The organism is Pedobacter agri PB92 (assembly GCF_000258495.1).
GTDB lineage: Bacteria > Bacteroidota > Bacteroidia > Sphingobacteriales > Sphingobacteriaceae > Pedobacter > Pedobacter agri.
On the sequence record NZ_AJLG01000037.1, the window covers coordinates 1 to 19807 of the forward strand.

At 37.1% G+C, this 19807-nt stretch carries 23 protein-coding genes; 13 read left to right on the forward strand and 10 right to left on the reverse strand.

Going from position 1 to position 19807, the window contains the following annotated elements; genetic code table 11:
- Positions 1-212 precede the first annotated feature (212 nt).
- The 10 genes from ON09_RS07485 to ON09_RS07525 all read left to right on the forward strand — a co-directional run bounded on the left by ON09_RS07485 (position 213) and on the right by ON09_RS07525 (position 7150).
- Positions 213-647 carry a cytochrome c maturation protein CcmE domain-containing protein gene (locus ON09_RS07485; protein WP_010600441.1) on the forward strand — a complete coding sequence of 145 codons (435 nt, stop codon included), beginning with the start codon at positions 213-215 and terminating at the stop codon, positions 645-647.
- A gap of 5 nt (positions 648-652) precedes the next feature.
- A complete protein-coding gene (locus tag ON09_RS07490; RefSeq protein WP_010600442.1) occupies positions 653-3118 on the forward strand; it encodes a heme lyase CcmF/NrfE family subunit in 2466 nt (821 codons plus the stop codon).
- 3 nt (positions 3119-3121) lie between these two features.
- Positions 3122-3886 carry a Rossmann-like and DUF2520 domain-containing protein gene (locus tag ON09_RS07495; RefSeq protein WP_010600443.1) on the forward strand — a complete coding sequence of 255 codons (765 nt, stop codon included), beginning with the start codon at positions 3122-3124 and terminating at the stop codon, positions 3884-3886.
- Positions 3887-3926: 40 nt separating this feature from the next.
- Positions 3927-4259, forward strand: coding sequence for a 2Fe-2S iron-sulfur cluster-binding protein (locus tag ON09_RS07500; RefSeq protein ID WP_010600444.1), 333 nt, complete (start codon positions 3927-3929; stop codon positions 4257-4259).
- A 98-nt stretch (positions 4260-4357) separates the two neighbouring features.
- Positions 4358-4603, forward strand: a complete 246-nt coding sequence (iscX, locus tag ON09_RS07505; RefSeq protein WP_010600445.1) for a Fe-S cluster assembly protein IscX — start codon at positions 4358-4360, stop codon at positions 4601-4603.
- Positions 4604-4669: 66 nt separating this feature from the next.
- Positions 4670-4924 carry an HAD family hydrolase gene (locus tag ON09_RS25935; RefSeq protein ID WP_238533622.1) on the forward strand — a complete coding sequence of 85 codons (255 nt, stop codon included), beginning with the start codon at positions 4670-4672 and terminating at the stop codon, positions 4922-4924.
- Positions 4925-4986: 62 nt separating this feature from the next.
- Positions 4987-5199 carry an HAD family hydrolase gene (locus ON09_RS25940; protein ID WP_238533623.1) on the forward strand — a complete coding sequence of 71 codons (213 nt, stop codon included), beginning with the start codon at positions 4987-4989 and terminating at the stop codon, positions 5197-5199.
- 159 nt (positions 5200-5358) lie between these two features.
- A complete protein-coding gene (locus tag ON09_RS07515; protein WP_010600446.1) occupies positions 5359-5748 on the forward strand; it encodes a hypothetical protein in 390 nt (129 codons plus the stop codon).
- 77 nt (positions 5749-5825) lie between these two features.
- Positions 5826-6389 carry a Maf family protein gene (locus tag ON09_RS07520; protein ID WP_010600447.1) on the forward strand — a complete coding sequence of 188 codons (564 nt, stop codon included), beginning with the start codon at positions 5826-5828 and terminating at the stop codon, positions 6387-6389.
- 59 nt (positions 6390-6448) lie between these two features.
- The gene (locus ON09_RS07525) at positions 6449-7150 is read left to right on the forward strand and encodes a peptidase associated/transthyretin-like domain-containing protein (protein WP_010600448.1); all 702 of its coding nucleotides are present in this window, start codon (positions 6449-6451) and stop codon (positions 7148-7150) included.
- On the opposite strand, the gene ON09_RS07530 is transcribed toward ON09_RS07525, so the two are convergent.
- The 6 genes from ON09_RS07530 to ON09_RS07555 form a co-directional block, all read right to left on the reverse strand.
- On the reverse strand, positions 7137-8051 hold the full coding sequence (locus ON09_RS07530; RefSeq protein WP_010600449.1) for a Ppx/GppA phosphatase family protein: 915 nt from the start codon (positions 8049-8051) through the stop codon (positions 7137-7139). The genes ON09_RS07525 and ON09_RS07530 overlap by 14 nt on opposite strands.
- A 188-nt stretch (positions 8052-8239) precedes the next feature.
- Complete coding sequence (locus ON09_RS07535) at positions 8240-8770, reverse strand: hypothetical protein (protein WP_010600450.1); 531 nt, start codon at positions 8768-8770, stop codon at positions 8240-8242.
- Positions 8767-11058: a patatin-like phospholipase family protein gene (locus ON09_RS07540; RefSeq protein ID WP_010600451.1), complete on the reverse strand. Its 2292-nt coding sequence runs from the start codon at positions 11056-11058 to the stop codon at positions 8767-8769. The genes ON09_RS07535 and ON09_RS07540 overlap by 4 nt, the downstream gene beginning before the upstream one ends.
- Before the next feature lie 55 nt (positions 11059-11113).
- Positions 11114-11587 carry a TspO/MBR family protein gene (locus ON09_RS07545; protein WP_029204186.1) on the reverse strand — a complete coding sequence of 158 codons (474 nt, stop codon included), beginning with the start codon at positions 11585-11587 and terminating at the stop codon, positions 11114-11116.
- Positions 11588-11632: 45 nt separating this feature from the next.
- Positions 11633-12982: a M28 family metallopeptidase gene (locus ON09_RS07550; RefSeq protein ID WP_010600453.1), complete on the reverse strand. Its 1350-nt coding sequence runs from the start codon at positions 12980-12982 to the stop codon at positions 11633-11635.
- 136 nt (positions 12983-13118) lie between these two features.
- Positions 13119-13745, reverse strand: a complete 627-nt coding sequence (locus tag ON09_RS07555; RefSeq protein ID WP_010600454.1) for a peptidase M16 family protein — start codon at positions 13743-13745, stop codon at positions 13119-13121.
- 239 nt (positions 13746-13984) lie between these two features.
- On the opposite strand from ON09_RS07555, the gene ON09_RS07560 reads away from it, so the two are divergent.
- Both ON09_RS07560 and ON09_RS07565 read left to right on the forward strand, forming a co-directional pair.
- Positions 13985-14680: a LytR/AlgR family response regulator transcription factor gene (locus tag ON09_RS07560; protein ID WP_010600455.1), complete on the forward strand. Its 696-nt coding sequence runs from the start codon at positions 13985-13987 to the stop codon at positions 14678-14680.
- 27 nt (positions 14681-14707) lie between these two features.
- Positions 14708-15463, forward strand: a complete 756-nt coding sequence (locus ON09_RS07565; protein ID WP_010600456.1) for a response regulator — start codon at positions 14708-14710, stop codon at positions 15461-15463.
- Here the strand turns inward: ON09_RS07565 and ON09_RS07570 are convergent.
- From ON09_RS07570 to ON09_RS07585, 4 genes are all read right to left on the reverse strand, one after another.
- A complete protein-coding gene (locus tag ON09_RS07570; RefSeq protein WP_010600457.1) occupies positions 15441-16292 on the reverse strand; it encodes an alpha/beta fold hydrolase in 852 nt (283 codons plus the stop codon). The two genes, ON09_RS07565 and ON09_RS07570, sit on opposite strands and share 23 nt — an antisense overlap.
- 256 nt (positions 16293-16548) lie before the next feature.
- Positions 16549-17079, reverse strand: a complete 531-nt coding sequence (locus ON09_RS07575; RefSeq protein WP_010600458.1) for an OmpA family protein — start codon at positions 17077-17079, stop codon at positions 16549-16551.
- Between the two features lie 144 nt (positions 17080-17223).
- Positions 17224-17586, reverse strand: coding sequence for a nuclear transport factor 2 family protein (locus ON09_RS07580; protein ID WP_010600459.1), 363 nt, complete (start codon positions 17584-17586; stop codon positions 17224-17226).
- A gap of 11 nt (positions 17587-17597) precedes the next feature.
- Positions 17598-18650, reverse strand: a complete 1053-nt coding sequence (locus ON09_RS07585) for an endonuclease/exonuclease/phosphatase family protein (protein ID WP_010600460.1) — start codon at positions 18648-18650, stop codon at positions 17598-17600.
- Positions 18651-18950: 300 nt separating this feature from the next.
- Between ON09_RS07585 and ON09_RS07590 the strand changes: the two genes are divergently transcribed.
- The gene (locus ON09_RS07590) at positions 18951-19622 is read left to right on the forward strand and encodes a YceI family protein (RefSeq protein WP_010600461.1); all 672 of its coding nucleotides are present in this window, start codon (positions 18951-18953) and stop codon (positions 19620-19622) included.
- Positions 19623-19807: the final 185 nt, after the last annotated feature.

Below are 19807 nucleotides of genomic sequence, written 5' to 3' on the forward strand. Positions count from 1 at the left end.
CTGATCAATGCGAAAATCAAACCTTTGTCGAAGTGGTTAATTGGACCATTTACCTTCTTATTAAGACAAATTATTAATTATAGTCGAAACCTTCGGCTTCAGATTTTGAAATAATCAGCTAATTGTCAATATAAAGACAAGATAAATGTTAATGAAGGTTCACTATGCCTATTTTTCTATCTTTGTTGCCAGCTTTTACAACAATATACAACATGAAAAAAAGTGCAATCATCGGTCTGATTACCATTGCAATTTCTGTGGGAATCTTATTTAGCTTAAACGCGAATACGGATACTTATTCTAATTTTAAAGAAGCCTCAACTTCTGGTAAAGAAGAACACGTAATGGGCTACTGGGAAAAATCGATGGGCATGTATTATGATGCGGTAAAAGATGCCAATCACTTTTCATTTCATATGAAAGATGAAAAAGGAGAAATTCGTGAAGTAATTTATAATGGCACGAAACCTCAGGATTTTGAAAAATCTGAAAAACTTGTGCTCATCGGAAAGATGGACAAGGACAAATTTTATGCGTCGAAAATTTTAATGAAGTGCCCATCTAAATACAACGATAATCTTGTTGAAGTAAATAAAGATGGAAAAGTAGATACAGTAGACCAGAACGGCGATAAAAAATATAATTAATCTTAATGGACATTCAATTTGTAGGCGAAAACCTGTTACCGGGTAAAATCGGACAGTTTTTTATTGTGTTGGCTTTTAGTGCATCGTTACTTTCAACAATCGCATATTTTTTTGCCAGTCGCAAAGAAAATTTAGAAGATAAATCTTGGAGAAATCTCGGTAGAATTGGATTCCTGGTGAATTGGGCCAGTATTGTTGGTATCGGTATCACCTTGTTTTACCTTATTCTTGGTCATTATAACGAATATAATTACGTTTATTTTCACTCTTCGAAGGCACTTCCTATTTATTATATTGTTTCTGCCTTTTGGGAAGGACAAGAAGGAAGTTTCTGGCTATGGGCTTTTTGGCAATCATTCTTAGGTGCGCTGTTAATCTGGAAGGCTAAGACCTGGGAACGCCCGGTAATGACGGTAGTGGCATTTTCGCAGGTTTTTTTAACCTCGATGATGTTGGGCGTTGAGATTTTCGGCGAACGTATCGGAAGTTCTCCATTCATCTTATTAAGGGATGCTGTTGATTTAAAAGCGATGGCTCCTGTGGTATTTGCCAATCCGGAAAACTTTGCAAAATATTTAACTTTCATAACCGATGGAAGGGGATTAAATCCATTGTTGCAAAACTATTGGATGGTTATTCATCCACCAACCCTGTTTTTAGGTTTCGCCAGTATGGTTGTTCCGTTTGCTTATGGAATTGCAGCTTTATGGCAAAAGAGGTATAAAGATTGGATTAAACCTGCCATGCCATGGACGCTTTTTGCAGTGATGGTTTTAGGTACAGGTATTATTATGGGTTCATTCTGGGCCTACGAAGCATTAAACTTTGGTGGTTTCTGGGCCTGGGATCCGGTAGAAAATGCATCACTCATTCCATGGCTTACGCTTATTGGCGCTGTACACGTAATGATCGCTTACAAAAACACAGGCCATGCTTATTTTACAGCCATTGCACTTGTTTTCTTAAGTTTCTTATTGGTACTATATGCTTCTTTCTTAACCCGAAGCGGTATTTTGGGCGACACTTCAGTTCACTCATTTACGGATATGGGTATGTTCGGGCACTTGATTTTGTATAATGTGGTGTTTGCAGCCCTTGCAGTTTATCTAGTGATTAAGAGATGGAAGGAATTGCCAATTACCACAAAAGATGAAGAGACCTATTCACGTGAATTCTGGATGTTTATTGGTGCCTTGGTGGTAACGGTTGCCTGTATTCAGGTGATTTTTTCTACATCAGTTCCGGTGTTTAATAAGGCATTTGGAACAAACTTTTCTCCACCAATTGATGCTGTAAAATACTATAACAAGTGGCAGGCACCATTTGCCGTTCTGATAACATTGATTTCTGGTTTTTCTCAATATTTGAAATATAAAAGAACAGATCCACGCAAGTTTTATAGCAGTTTAATATCTGTGGTATTGTTCTCTATCGTTTTAACAGCCGCTTTGGTGTATGTTGCAGACATTTATACCAACACGATGTACATTTTGATTACATTCAGTTGTTTGTTTGCAGTGTTTTCAAATGCAGCAATATTGTATCAGGCATTTGGTGGCAAAGCAAAGCTGGCTGGTTCAGCCATTGCACACATCGGTTTCGCCTTTTTAATTTTGGGCGCATTAATTTCGGCAGCAACCAATAAACCGCTGTCTATCAATGCCAATAATTTCATTCCGGTTAAAGATTTCGAAAAAACCGAAAAACCCGGAGAGAATATCATGTTATATAAGAATGAGCCTAAGCAAATGGGCAAATACAGTGTAACATATGTAAGTGATACCACTAAAGCGCCAAACACGATTTATACTTTAAACTTTAAGGTTTTAGATAAAGAAGGGAAGGTTAAGGAAGATTTCAATTTACACCCACACGTGCAGGATAATGAGAAAATGGGATTAATCGCTTCGCCGGATACCAAACATTATTTAACCTATGATGTGTATACGCATATCACGAGTGCGGCAATAAAAAAGGAATCTCACGATGATCATGAAGGTCACTCTGATGATGAGAATTACAAAGCACCAAGAATTGTTAAAGTAGCGGTTGGTGATACGATTCATACTTCAAGTGGGGTTGTAACTGTAAAAGCCTTAAATAATAAACCAATTGTAAAAGATTTAGTATTGGCGCAAGGCGATTACGCAGTAGGTTTACCATTGGAAATTAACTCGGCTGGTAAAATTTATACGGCAGAGCCGATGTTTTTAATAAAAGGAAACAATACTTTCGATTTTGCCCGTAAAGTAGAGGAGCTGGACTTAAAATTTAGGTTTGCGCAAGTTCTGCCTGACGAAAAAAAGGTAGAACTTCAAATTTTTGAAAAACCACAGCAAGCTAAAGATTGGGTTGTTTTTAAAGCGATTGAATTTCCATTCATTAATTTATATTGGGCAGGTACCATTATAATGGTTGTGGGTTTCTTACTTTCTATTTTTAGAAGAAGAAAAGAAGCGAAAATCGCTTAGATCATGAAGATTGTTTTACTAGGTTCGGGAAATGTAGCCACGCATTTAGCTAAAGCATTAAAGGCTAATGGTGAAGATGTGTTACAGATTTATAGTCCGAATCTTGAAAATGCCAGATCGCTTGCTAATCAGTTGTCTGCAGAGGCAGTTGATGACCTTTCGCACATTAATCAAGACGCTGAATTATATATCATTTCGGTGAAAGATGATGTTATTGAGCAGGTAGCAGCGTCATTAGCTCATGTAAATGGGCTGGTGGTTCATACTTCTGGCACAACTGATATTCAAGTGCTTGCTTCGCATGTTAAGCAAGCTGGCGTTTTCTATCCGCTGCAAACGTTTTCTAAAGCCAAAGATGTTTCTTTTCTGAACATTCCACTTTGTATTGAGGCTACAGATCAAACTCAGCTCAGCATGCTAAGGCAACTGGCTTCTAAACTAAGCGAAAAGGTTTACGAACTGGATGGACAAAAAAGAAAGGTACTGCATTTGGCAGCAGTTTTTGCTTGCAATTTTCCTAATCATTTATATGCCATGGCGAATGAAATTCTCCAGGAAAATGATTTGGATTTTGATATTATCAGACCTCTTATTGCCGAAACTGCTGATAAGGTAATGAGTAACCTGCCCGAAAATGTGCAAACCGGGCCGGCAATAAGGAATGATGAAACCACTATGAGTAAACATTTAGGGATGTTAGAAAGCAAGCCTGAAATGAAGCACATTTATCAAACATTAAGCGATAGCATAAAATTAACGCTGAAATAGCATAATTACGGCTTTTGCTTCTTACTTTTGCAAAATAATTATGAGCATTTTTAAACTAAAAATAAATTTTGAAGAAGCAGATCATGCCCCTGTAGAATTACCTATAGCTGCTGGTGAATCTGTTTTAGATGTTTGTCTGGATAACGGCATTGAACTTCAGCATAACTGCGGAGGCGTTTGCGGCTGCAGTACCTGCCACGTTTACGTAACTAAAGGCATGGATAATATCGAAGAAATCTCAGATAAAGAAGAAGATTTTATTGATAGAGCGGTTCGTCCAAGGATAACTTCCCGACTGGGTTGCCAGTGTGTGGTGATCGATGGAGATATCGAGGTAACTATTCCAGATCAATCTGGCTTTATGGGCCACTAGTTAGCCCTAAAATCTTAGTCTGAAGACATAGGACAGGATTTTTTAACTAGGCCATGCAATAAAACATTTAAACTTTAAAACTTTTCAAACTAACAAACATGAATAACGATAAATTTGCCTTACCTTTTTACTGGAACGATTATGAAGATATTGCAATGTCTTTATATGAAAAATTTGGCGATGAGTTTGGCGAAACAAAAATCTACCGAATCCGTTTCACTGAACTTTTAGAATGGGTTTTGGAACTGCCAAACTTTAAAGGCACCCGTGAAGAAAGCAGCGAAGGCCATCTGGAGCAAATTCAATCGGCCTGGGTTTACGAGTGGAGAGATAACCAGGATTAGTCTTGAATATGGAGTTTTAAGTCGTTAACCGGCTTTTTGCTTTAAACTTTTAACATTCAATTCGACATGTTTCTTCAAAAGCTGAAAAGCATTACCACCTTTATTTTTGATGTTGATGGTGTGCTTACAGATGGTTCTGTTCAGGTGACTGATAGTGGACAATCTTTACGTACATTTAATATCAAAGATGGTTATGCCATGCAACTGGCAGTAAAGCGGGGATATCACGTATGTATCATTTCTGGTGGTGATGGAATTGCAATGGGGAAACGGTTTTTTAATCTTGGTATTACTGACGTATTTTTTAGGTACAGGAGATAAGGTGGCAATTTTTTAATCAATATCTGATTGATAAAAATATCAATGCCGAAGATGTGCTTTACATGGGTGATGATATTCCTGATCTAAAAGTAATGCAATTGGTGGGCTTACCAACTTGTCCGGCTGATGCCGTAGAGGAAATTAAAGCCATTTCTACATTTGTTTCTCCTTACACTGGGGGTAAAACTGCCGTTCGTGATATCATAGAAAAAGTAATGAAGGTGCAGGGAAGGTGGCATGATGAAAATCCCGCTGCTTCCGATTCTGGTAAATAAATGATCAGCAGCATTGATCAGTTTCATACGGGTAGCGTGCTTATACCAAAGTATTTTAAAGCCATTTCCTTTTATTCTGCAACAAGGAAGTTACACCTTCTGTGTTAAACTATCCCGCTTGGATTTACTCCAACAAGTCTAAATTTCAAAACAAAAAACATGAAAAAATTAATGATGATTTGTGCATTGTTATTCTCAGTAATAACTTATGCAAGTGCGCAGCAAGGTGGTGGTCGTGGTGGTATGATGATGAAGCCTGAAGACAGGGTGAAACAACTGGATGAAAAACTGAAACTGAGCGAAGAGCAAAAAACCAAATTAACTACTGTTTTTACAGAACAAGCAGACGCGATGAAAAAAATGCGTGAAGAAGCGCAAGGCGGAGACAGAGACGCGATGAGAGAGAAAATGCAAAAATTCCGTACAGACAGCGATGTTAAAGTGAACGCAGTGTTAACTGAAGATCAGAAAAAGATGTATAAAACCTGGCAGGATGAGCAGCGTGCTGAAATGCAGAAGCGTATGCAGGAGCGTGGCGGAAACAACTAAGTTTGATAATAATATCAATAACAAAAGCGGCTTATCGGCCGCTTTTGTTATTTTAGCGCCGTTAAAAAATCCTAGTTATGCTGTACAACACACCAATTATCCTTGCTTCAAAATCGCCCCGTCGTCAAGAACTTTTAACGTTGATGGGATTAAATTTTAAAGTGGAACTCAAAGAGGTTGATGAAAGCTATCCGGAAGAGTTAAGCCCGGCCGAAATTGCAGTTTATATATCAGAACAAAAAGCCAAAGCATTTAAAGCAAATGGTGAAATCGTAATTACCGCAGATACGATTGTGGCTTTGAATGGAGAAATTTTAGGCAAGCCAAGAGATCGGGGGCATGCACAGGAAATGCTTTCAAAGCTATCTGGCAGTAAACATGAGGTTTTTACAGGTGTAACACTTGTTAAAGGAACGCAAATGTTTTCTTTCTATGATCGTACTGCCGTTTATTGTAGAAATGTTACAAGTGAGGAAATTGATTTCTACATTGATCATTACAAGCCGTTTGATAAAGCCGGCAGTTATGGAGTACAGGATTGGTGGGGAATTGCGGTGGTGCAAAAAATTGAAGGATCTTACACCAATGTAATGGGCTTACCAACGGAAAAGCTGTATGCTGAGCTTCAAAAATTGATATAATTTCAGATGAATTATGGAATCATAAAATCTTTTTCATCATGTAGGCAAATACTTTAAAGATGAAAAAGACGCAAGCCATAGTTACGATCGATAAACCTTGTGCCCAGAACTGGGACGAAATGGAAAAAAAAGATGGGTTTAATTTTTGCGAAGCCTGTAATAAGTGCGTAATCGATTTTACAGGTTACAGTAATGCCGAAATTATCAAGACATTGGCTAATGCTTCATCAGAAGTTTGTGGAAGGCTTAGTAAAAATCAACTGGCGCAACTCAACTATCATTTAGCTGTGGTGCCACCGAATAGAAACTGGATGAAATATTTGGGCGTTTTGGCTATAGGTGTAAGCATATTTGGCCAAACTTTAAGCGCCAGTGCTGCCAATTTCCCGGTTAATACTGAAATTTCAACTGAATTGAAAGGTAACGCTGATGAACTAAAGCCGATTACGATCAAAAAAGTAAGCGGCAGAATTGTTGGTGCTGATAAAAAACCTTTGCAAGGCATCAAGTTAATAATTCCAAACACCAAGTATTACGCCCTCACTGATAAAGATGGGCGATATGAAATTAAATTCGCTCAGGGTATTCATCCAAAAAACAACATTATTATTGTTCAGAGTTTGAGGTTTACAGGCGAGATACCAATTAATTTTTCGATGGAAAAACAAAGAGATTTATTGGCTCAGGATCGTGACACAATAATTTTGGGTGGTATCGGTTATCGACCTTTAAAAACGAGCGATAAGGTTACAAAAAGTTAGCCAACGATCCCATTTTTAAATCGTAGGTGGATAATGTTAGTTGATTTATTTTAGTACGGCCGAGAACATAGTTGGTAATCAGTGCAGCCATTACAATCATGTCTACCCGTAAAGGGATCATTCCGGGCATGGCTGCCCGTTCTTGATGGTTAAGATTTAAAAGTCGGATTGCAACTTCGATATATTCGTCAAAATTGAAAACATAGGTCTCAGCTTTGTTAATATCAATCTGTTTATTTTTTTTATTGATGATTAATTCTGCGAAAGTCTCGAATGCGCCAGCCGAGCCAATTAACGTTTGTGGTTGGTAACGTTCGCATATCTCGAAAAGATCAGCCAATTCGCCCTGAATGTGATATAAAATTGCATTTCTATCATCATCGCTGATTGGATCTGAATTGAAAAATTGTTGGGCCAGGCGAGCGGCACCGATATTATAACTTTTTTTCCAGATGAGTTTTTCGTTGTCGCAAAGAATAAACTCTACACTGCCGCCACCAATATCCATGATTAAGGATAAATTTTGAATCGCTCCACTTAGTTTTACACCCTGATAGATCAATTCCGCTTCATCATCACCGGAGATGATTTCAATAGCAATACCAGTTTTTTCTCTTACAGCTTCCACGAAATCCTGACCATTTTGAGCACTGCGAACAGCTGAGGTTGCTGTTGCCCTAACCTGATCAACCTGATACTCAGTCATGGTGTCAGCAAAATTCTTTAAACACGCCAAACCTCTTTCGAACGCCACAGGAATAATTACATTCTCATTTATTTTTCCTTCTCCAAGCTTAACCGGAACATTCGTTTTATAAATAACGTCAAAGTTTTTTTGCTTTATTTCAGCAATTAACAGGTGAAAGGTATTGGTTCCAAGATCGATAACGGCAATGCGCATATTTTAAAATATGTTTTACGGTGCACTATAAAAATTTAAATAGTTGCAATGAATGAAGTAAACTAAACCGGATTGAAGCGATATCCTTTTTTTGCCGCGATCCTGAGCACAACCGAAGGAAAGCAAAAAAAGATTTAGCGGAAAGCCGGACGGTTTTAACCTAAAAGTGATGGGCCTGCTTTACTACATCAAAACAGGTTTCTTAAGCCATCAAAAATACTCTCGAAAAATGTACCGATGTTTAATCCACTGCTATGGTTAAAGTAAACAAATACCAGGAACGCCACCACTACAAAAATGATTAGTTTCCGAAAGGCAAACGCAATAATTACTAATGCAATTGGAATAATGAATAACCATAAACTGTTAATGGCGTAAGGCGTTAGATCTGTATCTTTTTTGTAAACATATACCAATTTGCTGTGTGTACCAGTATCATTTTGATGTTTGATGTAAACAAAAGTCGATTTATCAATTGGTAGCGGTAACACAGCTATTCCATCATTAAATTTTAAAATCTGTGTAAATCCGCTTACGCTAAACGTGTATGTACCATTGATATTTTCGTTGGGTACATTTAGCGAATCGGCTGCAATGATAGCCAGCTTATTGTTTTTAAGCAGGTTTTCTTTAACCAGAAAATTATTAATGGCAGCATTTTGAGCAACACCTAAGTAGCTGATTAGGCACAGCGAAAATATTAGAAATATTCGTTTCATTCGATAGAACGTTTATTATATATGAGATAACCGATGTGCAATAATACACCATTTCTTTTTATTGCATCATTATATAAATTGTAGCTTAAGCTTACCGGGCCAACCGGAGTATGGTAAACCAGGCCTGCGGTAGCAGCATAGCGTATTTTACTTATTGCTTTTGCGTAGTCTATATCCTGGAAATTATTTAATTCAAACTCTTTATGAGGCAAAAATAAATAACCTTCCAGTCTAAAGTCTAGATTTTTTTTAAAATTGTAAATGTTTTTAATTCCGCCGGCAGCATAGGTAGTGGCCCTGAATTTATCTAAAAACAACGAGCGGCTATCCTGCAACGGATAAAAAGCCGGAGAAACCAATAGGGTAGCGTAATAATTGTTAAATAAAGGTTGATTTGAAATTACGCCTTCGACAATATAGCCTAGCGTGTATTTTTTGAGATGAAAAAAGTAATTTTCCTGGCTAAGCTTAATGGTTCCCCATTGCCTTAAATTGCTTGCACCGGGTGCTTTAGCCAAGCCTGGAGTATTGCGGAAGATATTGCCGGGATTATAGTTTTCTCTGCCAGTAGTATAGTTTACACTTAGCGAAAAACTCTGACCATTGGTGGCGTATTGTTTTCTGTTTAGCGAGTTTTTTTCTAAGTTAAGTGAACCCCTGAAACCATTAAAAATAGTTTGATCGAGCAAATCGCCCACAGCAAATGTGTTATTCGGACTATAGCGATCGTTATTATTGATAAAACTGGCGTGTAACACCACTTTGGTGTTATAATTTAAAGGTGCGCCCATTGCCAAATCTATTTTTCTATCAGATTGTTCGATGTAAATGGGGCGGGGGTTTTCGATAAAAATTTTGCTGGTATTATAGAAATTCCAGTGGTTGTAAGTGAGTTCTGCAGCCAGGAACAGCGGTAATTTGGTCGGATAATCTATGCGGCCATTCACTTGCACCGATTCATAAAACCGACCAGAGTAAAAGCTGGTTCCAAAGGTATAAGCCTTTCTGTTGAGATAATTATATTCAGCACCCAAAAAAACATTGCTAATGGGCCTGGTTGAAATATTTCCGCCCAGATCGAGTTTAAAACTCTTTTTAGGCTGCGCCACCACTTCGAATGTATAACTATCATTAAGCGGTTGATAGGAGATTTTAGGATAGATGGTTTCAAACGTCTGGTCGGCAACCAGTTTATAATATCCACGTTTGATGTCCTGGAGGTTAAAAGTTGCTTTATCGCTTTTAAAAAGCCTTTCTACATATTTCTTTTGCTGGCTGTTTACACCTGAAACAATGATGTTGCTAAAGTTTAAATCTGGTTTTTTGGCATTGAACTGCGCCCTTTTCTTTTCCAGCGCCGCTGGATCTACTCTGTTTTTGATCAATGCTTTTATCCGGGGCATATCGGCCATTGTAGCATCATAACCCTTTTTAATCAAATCTTCCACCGGAGCAAAATTTGTAACGCTGTAATCGCCCAGATCGGGTTGGATGTAAACCCCATTTTTGCCAATCATTGTTGAGTCTGACTTGGATAAAAACATATATACCAAAAAACGGTTCATTAAACGGTCATCAATATTTTTGGGGTATTCATTATAGGTTTTTGATGATACATTTACACCAATTACATAATCTGGCTTAAATTCTTTTTCCATTACATCAGCAGGGAAATTGTTGTATAAGCCACCATCAAAAACATATTTACCATCTAATTTAATAGGTCGATAGATGATCGGAACGGTCATTGTTGCCCGAACGGCCTCGGCCAGGTTTCCCTTGCCAACGGTGATACTTTTTTGCGACAACACATCGGCTACCATACATCTGTATGGTACAAATAAATGGTCGAAGTTATCTTTTGAAACTGCCGAAGCCTGTGAAAATAACTCGAGAAAGGCAAAATTTAAGGGGATATCATTGATAATGTTAGAGCGAAAGCTAAAATGGAATCCGGTGTCAATGGCCACTTTTGCGGTAAGCATTGACGCATTTGGTGCGTTTTTTTGAAAGTAATAAGTATAATCACTGGTGTAACGTCCGTTCACCCAGTTCTGAAAATCTTTACTTAATGCAATCTCTTCAATTTCTTTAGGAGAATAGCCTGCAGCGTACATGGCGCCCACAATTCCACCCATTGATGTGCCTGTAATATAATCGATGGGGATGTGATTTTCCTCAAGAGCTTTGAGCGTACCGATATGTGAAAGTCCTTTGGCGCCGCCTCCGCTAAAAACCAAACCCACCTTTTGCGCATACAATTGGGTACTGCACAAAACGAAAAGCATCAGCAAAAGTCTCTTAAAAGCTACCACTCTTCTAAAATAGTGTTTTCTTTTAAAATTAGTTCAATATGAAAATGTTATAAGTTAAAAATGATGCAAAACTTACCCAGAGAATATATGGAATAAACAGGATGCCTGCCCATTTTTCAATTTTATAGAACGTAATCGCATTGGCAATAATGATCATTAATAAAATGATGATCTCAAATAAAGCAAATCCTATTTCATGCAGATAAAAGAAAATGAAAGACCAGGCTAAGTTTAAAATAAGCTGAATGAAATAAATGGCAATTGTTCTAGGCAGGTGTTCAATCTTGTCACGCTTCATCCAAACCAGATAAGCAGCGATGCCTATTAAGATGTAAAGAGTTGTCCAAACAGGTGCAAATAACCAATTTGGCGGGTTGAATGAAGGTTTATGAAGTGTTGGATACCATGTTTTAACAGATTGGGCCGTTGCCCAGCCACCTAATGCGCCAATACCCAAAGCGATGGCAATATTAACGATAAGAGCAATGGGTTTAAATTTCATTTTTGCAGGTTTGATGTTAAACAATGATGAAATCTAAATGTTTGCTTAACGCCCAATGCCGGGAACCACAGGCAAACTTTCATTGCCGTCTTGGCCAACGCTTTGTACCGCAAATAAATAATTGTCTTTACTGTAAGGAATTCTCAGTTCGGTTGCTGTAGTGAAAAATTTCTTTTCCCAAACTGCACTGCTGGTTTCACGCATTAAAACATAATAACCTTTTACAGTGCCGTTGGCCGGCGCTTTCCAATACAAATATGAAGAATTGCTCAAATTTTTAACATCTATCTTTACATCTGTAGGTGTAGAAGGCGCTGTAGCCAGATTAGCTAAGACTGCAATATTTACAGCTGTATTTTTGCGTAGATATTCAAAATCCATAAATTCTTGTAAATCGCCATACCGTACACCATTTTCTGTTCTTAAATCCTGATGCTGATGTTCAAAATTCTCATTCATTTCCGTAATGCGAACGGCAGGGAAACCGTTTTCAACAAAAGGTGTATGATCGCCACCACGCAGAAAACGATCATTTCGGTAAATCAGTTTAACTTCGAGCTGATCAACATATCTTTCCCCAATTTCCTTTACATAGCGGGCCAGCTGACGGCTTTTTCCGTCATTTTCCAAACCAAACTGGCGGATTGATTTTGCATTTTTATCCAATTCGTAGCTCGGTAGTCCCTCACTAAAAACCCTTAACCTGGTATTATCTATAATTTGTGTTTCGCTGCTATTGTTACTGCCAATCATGTCATTATTCAACATGGCGTCAATGTTCCAGCCTTCTTTTTTCGCCTTTGCAGCCATAAATCCAGAGCCCAGCAAAGATTGTTCTTCGCCGCTTACTGCAACAAAAATGATCGTAGCTGCAAATTTATATTTGCTCATTATTCTCGCAGCTTCGATTACGCCCGCAACGCCACTTCCATCGTCATTAGCACCCGGTGCATCACTGGTTCTATTCATTACATCCGTTACGCGACTATCGAGGTGCCCGCTTACTACGTAAACACGTTTATCGCTGGCATCAGTTCCTTTTAAAATCGCTACTGCATTTCCAAGCAGGGTTGGTTTGTCAATCCTTTTTCCATCTGGTTGGAAGGTTGTGGTATCTAAAAAGGCGGTTAATCTGCCATCACTCTGTTTAGCAAACTGATTGAACTTGGCTACCACCCAGTTCCTCGCTGCACCAATGCCTTTGGTTTTACTTTTAATATCACTTAAAGTATTTCGGGTACCAAAAGCAACCATTTTGGTGATGTATGATTTTAAAGAATCCTGATTAACCGATCTGACCATTTCATTAATATTTCCACTGCGGTTGATAATGGTTTGCGATTGAGCAGAAAAGGCAATAAAGGTAAGTAATAGGCAACTGTATAATTTCTTCATCGGGTGGAATAATTGATGAAGCTAATATATTGAATGATTATCATAACTAAATATAAGTAATGATAATGCCTGTAACATTTTTAAACAAAAAAGCCCTCTAATTTAATTAGAGGGCCTAACGTTAGATAATCCGGAACTATCTTGCTAAAGGAGCAATATTTTTTCTGATATTTTGATTGTGCCAGTTTCCAAAGGCTTTTTTTGCAGATGCCTTTGCTGCATTTAATTCAACATTACCCGCAATAGTTAAATATGTTTTCTCTGGAGAAATTTCATTGTAAAAGCTTTTAACATCAGCGAAAGTTAAATTACCAATTGAAGTTTCGTTCACAGTTTGATCGTAATCGTAATCCTGTAATTTTATGCTTGTTAAAAGTTTTGCTTTTGCTGTGTTAAATGTTTGCTGGTCGATTTCGATATGTTGTAATTTGGAAGCCATATCAGTTAGTTTCTCATCAAATTCAGCAGTTGAGGTTGCAAGTTTGCCACTATTGTCGTTGAATAAAAAATCGGCATTCTTTCCAAGGCCCTCGTTAAGAACGGCGTTTAACATTTCAACAATACCGTCTTTTTTATTTTCGAAAGATTTATTGTCTAAGGTAAAACTTGCATATGCTTTAGGCGAACGATTATTTTCAGAAATAATGATGTTCATTCCGTTCTTAAGTTTAAAAGCTACAGGTTCTTTGAATGATTGAGCGCTAACAGAAATAGAAAAAGTTAAACCTAAAAGAGAGAGTAAAATTGTTTTAATGGTGTTCATGAGATTTTTATATATTTTATGAATGATTTTCTGGTGACAAAAGTATTTCTAAATGCTTGACTACTATATAAGTGTTCGCTAGAAAGGCATTTTTACCAGATGAAAGGGCATATATACGGGTTTAAATTTCTATTGGATTTTGCGGAGGAGAGAATTATTCATTTTATTCATTCCTAATGATAATTCGGCGATTGCGATAGGATATTGGTAGTTTTATTACTAACGCTAATCCAAAAAAAATGAATTGCCTTATTGTTGATGACAATCCGATTGCCTTAAGTACACTCAAAAATCTATTGAAAATTGAGGACTCTTTAAGGCTGGTTGGCGAATGTGAGAACGCAACAGAGGCCTATAAGATACTAGCTACAAATAAGATTGACTTATTATTTCTGGATGTGGAAATGCCAGGTATTTCGGGTATTGAACTGGTAAGGGGATTAGGTGAGAGAAAACCACTTATCATTTTTATCAGCACCAAACGCGACTATGCATCTGATGCATTTGACCTGAATGTTGTCGACTTTATTGCCAAGCCAGTAACACCTGATCGTTTTCTAAAAGCTGTAATCAAGGCAAAAGAGATATTTAAAAATCATAATCTATTCGTGGCCTCAAAAAAAGATGAATTTATTTTTATTAGAGATTCCAGTATCATCAGGCGTTTAAAACTCTGTGATATCAATTATTTGGAAGCACGAGGAGATTACGTTAAAATCTACGTGGATGATAAAAATTATTCCATACACTCTTCCCTAAAATCAGTTGAAGATAAGCTGCCGATGGATATGTTTTCAAGAGTTCACCGCTCTTTTATCGTAAATATAGGGAAGATAGACACCATAGAAGGTGGTACATTAATTATTAACCAAAATTTTGTGCCCGTTTCTGATGCGTACAAAGCATCTCTAAATAAAAGGATGCAAATTCTGTAAACCAGAGTAGTAATAATTTTAACATTTATGATGCAACACATTGACGTATTAATTGCAGAAGATAACCTGATTGACCAAAAACTATTGTCTGCTTATCTGGAGGAATATGATATCACACATATTATAGTTGATAGTGGGGAAGAAGCCATTAAAATTTTGCAGTCTGTCACTTTCAAATTACTGCTTTTCGATATTTCTCTACCCGGAATTGACGGCTATCAGTTAACAAAAGTAGTTAAGGAAGAGATGAAAATAACTACGCCTGTTGTAGCCATTACGGCTTACAGTATTGATGAGGCAAAAGATAAATGTTTTGCCAGCGGGATGAATGCCTGCTTTAGCAAACCTATCAGTAAAATTGAATTAGTAGGTATGCTTACACAATTCTTGCCCAAAGAAAAACTAACATCAGCGCACAGCCGCGACTTTGAAGTGATCGACTTAAGTTATTTAAAAGAAATAAGTTTGGGTGATGTGGATTATGAAATGGAGATCACCAATAAGTTTGTAGAAACAATTGAAAGTGATTTATTGGAGTTGGAGAATAGCTTTCACTCAAAAAACGCCGAACAACTCAGTGTTGTGGCACATCGCACATTATCAACAATTTACATTATGGGCTTGAAGTCGAAACTAGAAAGTACATTATGTGCAATAGAACAGGATGATTTGACTTATAGCGAGTTAAAAACTAATTTGGAGCATGTTTACGAAACCTGCAGGGCAGCAAAAATAGAAGCGAAACTGTTTATCGAAGACCTCAGAAATTGTAAGAGTTATTAAGTGTGAGATCCATAGATCGATCATCAACTTTTCGATCTTCAATAAACTCCTTAATTTCTCTGATGGTTTCTTCGGGCTCACTAATGTGCGGATAATGTCCCGTCGCTTTCATTACCACGAGAAAATTCTCTCTCGTATTTTGATGTATATAGTCTCCTGCAGACTGAGGTGCCATGATGTCCTTGCTGCTTTGTAGTGTTAGGCTGGGCACCTCGAGATTTTTTAATTGATCTCTGTAATCAGCCTTAAATGTTGCCATAGCAAAAGCCAGGGCAATACTGGGTTCGGTTTCTTCAAAGCATTCCTGTAAAAAATCAGAAAGTTCGGGTTTTTCGGCTTTATCTATTACGGCCGGTGAGATGGTTTTTGTCCAACCAACATAATCCTCGGCAATTTGATTGAAAATAGATTCAATATCTGAAGCCTCAAAACCGCCAATATAATCTCGATCGTTTAAATATTTAGGCGATGGTCCGATAAAGATAAGTTTTTTGAAAGATTTCGGTATTTGCAAAGCAGCGATCATTCCAATCATACTGCTTACCGAATGGCCAACGAAAATAATATCTTTTAATCCTAAGGTTTCGATAATATCGATAACATCGCAGGCATAACCTTCTAAAGTAGAATATTTATGGTAATCGTATTGGTTGCGATCTGATTGCCCGGAGCCCACATAATCAAAAAGAATTACCCGGTAATCTGCTAAAAAAGCATCAGTAATATATTTCCAGGAACTTTGTGCACACCCAAATCCATGTGCAAATAAAATAACCTGACTGCCTTGGCCAAGAATTTTTACATTATTTCTTATTAATATGGAGTGCAAAGCTCAGAATTTAGATGAATATATGATGAGTCTACATTTGAATTTAGAGATTTGTTTTCCCGTTTAATAATTTAAAAAAAAAATAGAACAAACAAACTCGTTTAAAGCACGTCAAGATGGTTTTTGAGTGATGTTGAGACCGTTGAAGTGTCTTGTTCATTTTCTTTATACTTCAGTTTACGGTGAAATGATGCAAAAAAAAAAACGCCAGATAACCTTGTTGGTGTTATCTGGCGTTTCGTTCAGAGACTTAAACTCAATTTTGTACTTTAATTTCAGTTCTTCTGTTTACAGCTCTTCCTTCTTCGCTGGCGTTTGATGTGATTGGATCTTTTTCTCCATGACCAATAATTTTAAATTTATCACCGCTTAAACCTGCATTAACAAAATATGACTTTACTGCATTCGCTCTGTCAACAGACAGCGACATATTGTGCTCTGGTGTTCCTTCAGCTGAAGAATGCCCATGGAGTTCAAACTTAGCTTCAGGTGCTTTTTTCATTTCGGCTACCGCTTTATCTAAAATAGCAAAAGAAGATGTTTTAAGAACAAATGAATTAAATTCAAATTGGATATTATCTAAGTTGAAATTAGGTTTTTCAGCAGGTGCTTCTTCTTCTTTTGGTGGAGGTGGAGGCGTTGGTTTCTTTTCTTCAACTGGCGGTGTTGGTTTCGAAACTGGTGCAGGTTCTGGTTTAGCAACAAGTTTCTTTGATTTGCAGGAATACATTGTTAACGTAAAAGCGCCAATCAATGCCGTAAAGAAAAGGTTTTTAGTAATGTTCATGTTTAAAATTGGTTTTAGGTTGATTTGTGTTTTCTTCAAAACTACAAATAATGATTATACCTATAACGGATCTTTTTGAAAGAACTTATGTTTTACAACTTATCGGGTTTTCTTATAAATGGTTCAGCAATACACATAAGGCTATTAGGACTTCTCAACCAGTTCGATATCCATTTTTTTAATGAGCCCATCTATAAAAGTGTAAATATGCATTACAACTCCATCAAAAATCATATTGCCATCTAAGCTCTTTACGTTTTGATGTACCATAACTTCTAAGCTCCCGTTTGGCCTTTCGAAAAAGGAAGTCGGTTGCACGGTTGGATTAATTTCCGCCCACTGCCTTGTCCAGTACGCTCTAATTTCATCATGACCAATAATATAACCACCTTCCCATGCTTTTGACCATTGCACATCCTTTTGCATGGTTGCCAGTGCATTGTCAATGTTTCTTTGATTAAATGCCTGATAGGCAGTTTTAATAGTATCTACTGTTTGATTATCCATTTTTAAACATACTATAATTCTGCATTAATTTTTTCATTTGCTAATTCCAGTTCTTCAGTTGTTGCTTCAGGGGTTTCATTTTTTACCTCAGCCTTTGGATTATATTGCAAGTCTACACACATCGGGAAATGATCAGAACCACAGTTTGGTAAACGATTAATACTACTTAAGGTAAAGTTAGGGCTGCAGAAAATATGATCGAGCGGAAATCGAAGGAAAAAATATTTCGCGTTGAAGCTATTGAAAAATCCTCTTCCCCGGCGTGGATCGAGCAAACCACTCACTTTTCCAAAAAGTTCTGTGGTATAACTCCACGCCACATCATTCAAATCGCCCATTACGATAACCGGGTGTTCTGATTGTTTCGCTTTTTTTGCTACCAATAAAATCTCCATATCACGCTCTGTCGATCTGGGATTTTCCTGAGGAACAGGAGGCTCGGGGTGTAAACAGTATAACTTCACCAACTGCCCTGATGGAAGTTTAACCAAGGTTTCTATTGAAGGAATATCTGATTTTACCAAATATTTAATTTCGCCGTTTTGAAGCTCAAACCTCGAATATAATAACATTCCGTAGGTGTTAGCCAGTGGAATTTTCAACTGAAAAGGATAGCGTTCTGATAGCGTATCCATTTGTGTTTGCCACCATGTATCGGTTTCGACCATCAATATTACATCCGGATCGCATGCGTTAATTTCTTTATGATATTCAGAAGCTTTTCTGTTTTCTTGATAAACATTGGCAATGAACACTTTTAAATTGTTTTTTCCGGGTTTTTCTAAACTACCAATAATTTGTTTGTTGCCAAAAATGGTAAAGGGGAAAATCAAATAAACCAGATAGGAAACGTTTATAAACATTGCAAATAGAACAATGTAGTCGGCAGTTTGATGCGGAAAGGCAAATATTAAAATTGCTAAAATCACGAAAATATTTAACACCAGTTTTTGTAATCTTGGATACTCAAAAACCCTGAAAATCCAAAAATCGTGTCTTATAAATGGAACAAGGGTAGAAAGAATAATGGCAATACTCAGGTAGAAAAGGATTTCGTGAATCAATTTGTTAGATTTAGCTTGTTGGTAATTAATTGAAGATTTTAATATTCATTAAAGTTGACTAACAAACGTATGATGCCATAATATTGTTTGCCGAGAGGCTACCATACGGCATTTTTCTGGGAACTAATTCTATTGACATCTTAGTCTAAACCGATATTAATATAAAACTAGATAGATGATATGATTATGGTGGCACGGTTGGCCAAGGTTTTTTATTACCATACATCAATGTCTGCCGAAAATACAGGCACTATTTTTGAAAATCAATAAGGATAATTTATTAACTAAAACTGATATCAAATGAGAAAATTAATTTTTGCGCTTCCTGCGCTTTTCCTACTGGCATCTTGCGGAGGATCTTCTAATGATAATGCAAAAACCACCAGCGAACAAACCGCTGCGGAACAAAAAGGTGAGACTTTAACGCTTGATACCGTAGGTACTAAAGTGGATTGGAAAGCCACTCATAAAGGAGGTTTAGCACCACGATGGGGAAAAATTAGCGTGACTTCAGGAACTGTTTCAGTAAATAAAGATTCATTAAGCGGTGGTGAGTTTACTATCAATTTAGCTTCGCTTTATGTAGATCCGGCTTCTGTTACCGAAAAAGATAAAAAATCTACTGATTTGGCAGGTCATTTAAAAAGTCCGGATTTTTTTGATGTAGCTAAATTTCCTACGGCGAAGTTTGTGATAACTAAGGTAGAGCCATTTACAGGTGCTCAACCATCTAGTTTACTAACGGATCCCAATTATTTAATCAGTGGAAACTTGACGCTTAAAGACAGTACATTAAATATTACATTTCCCTCAAAAGTGGCAATTGCCGGATCAGATGTTACTGCTACCGCGAAGTTTATCATTGATAGAAGTGCATGGGGAATTAATTATAAAGCAGAGGGAAGTCCGGAAAACTGGATGATTTCGAAAGATGTGGAAATTGGACTAACGTTAAAAGCTAAAAAGAATTAATTGCTAACGTGATATTGTTATGCAAGCATGTGTTTGCATAACACCCAACGAGTCATCGATGACAAAGAAATGCCTGAAATTTATTTCGGGCATTTTTTTTTAAGGTTCTAAATTAATGAGTGTGAAAATTCCTTACCGAAAATTACCTTAAATAGTGGGTGGAGAAATAAAAATTGATAGGAAAA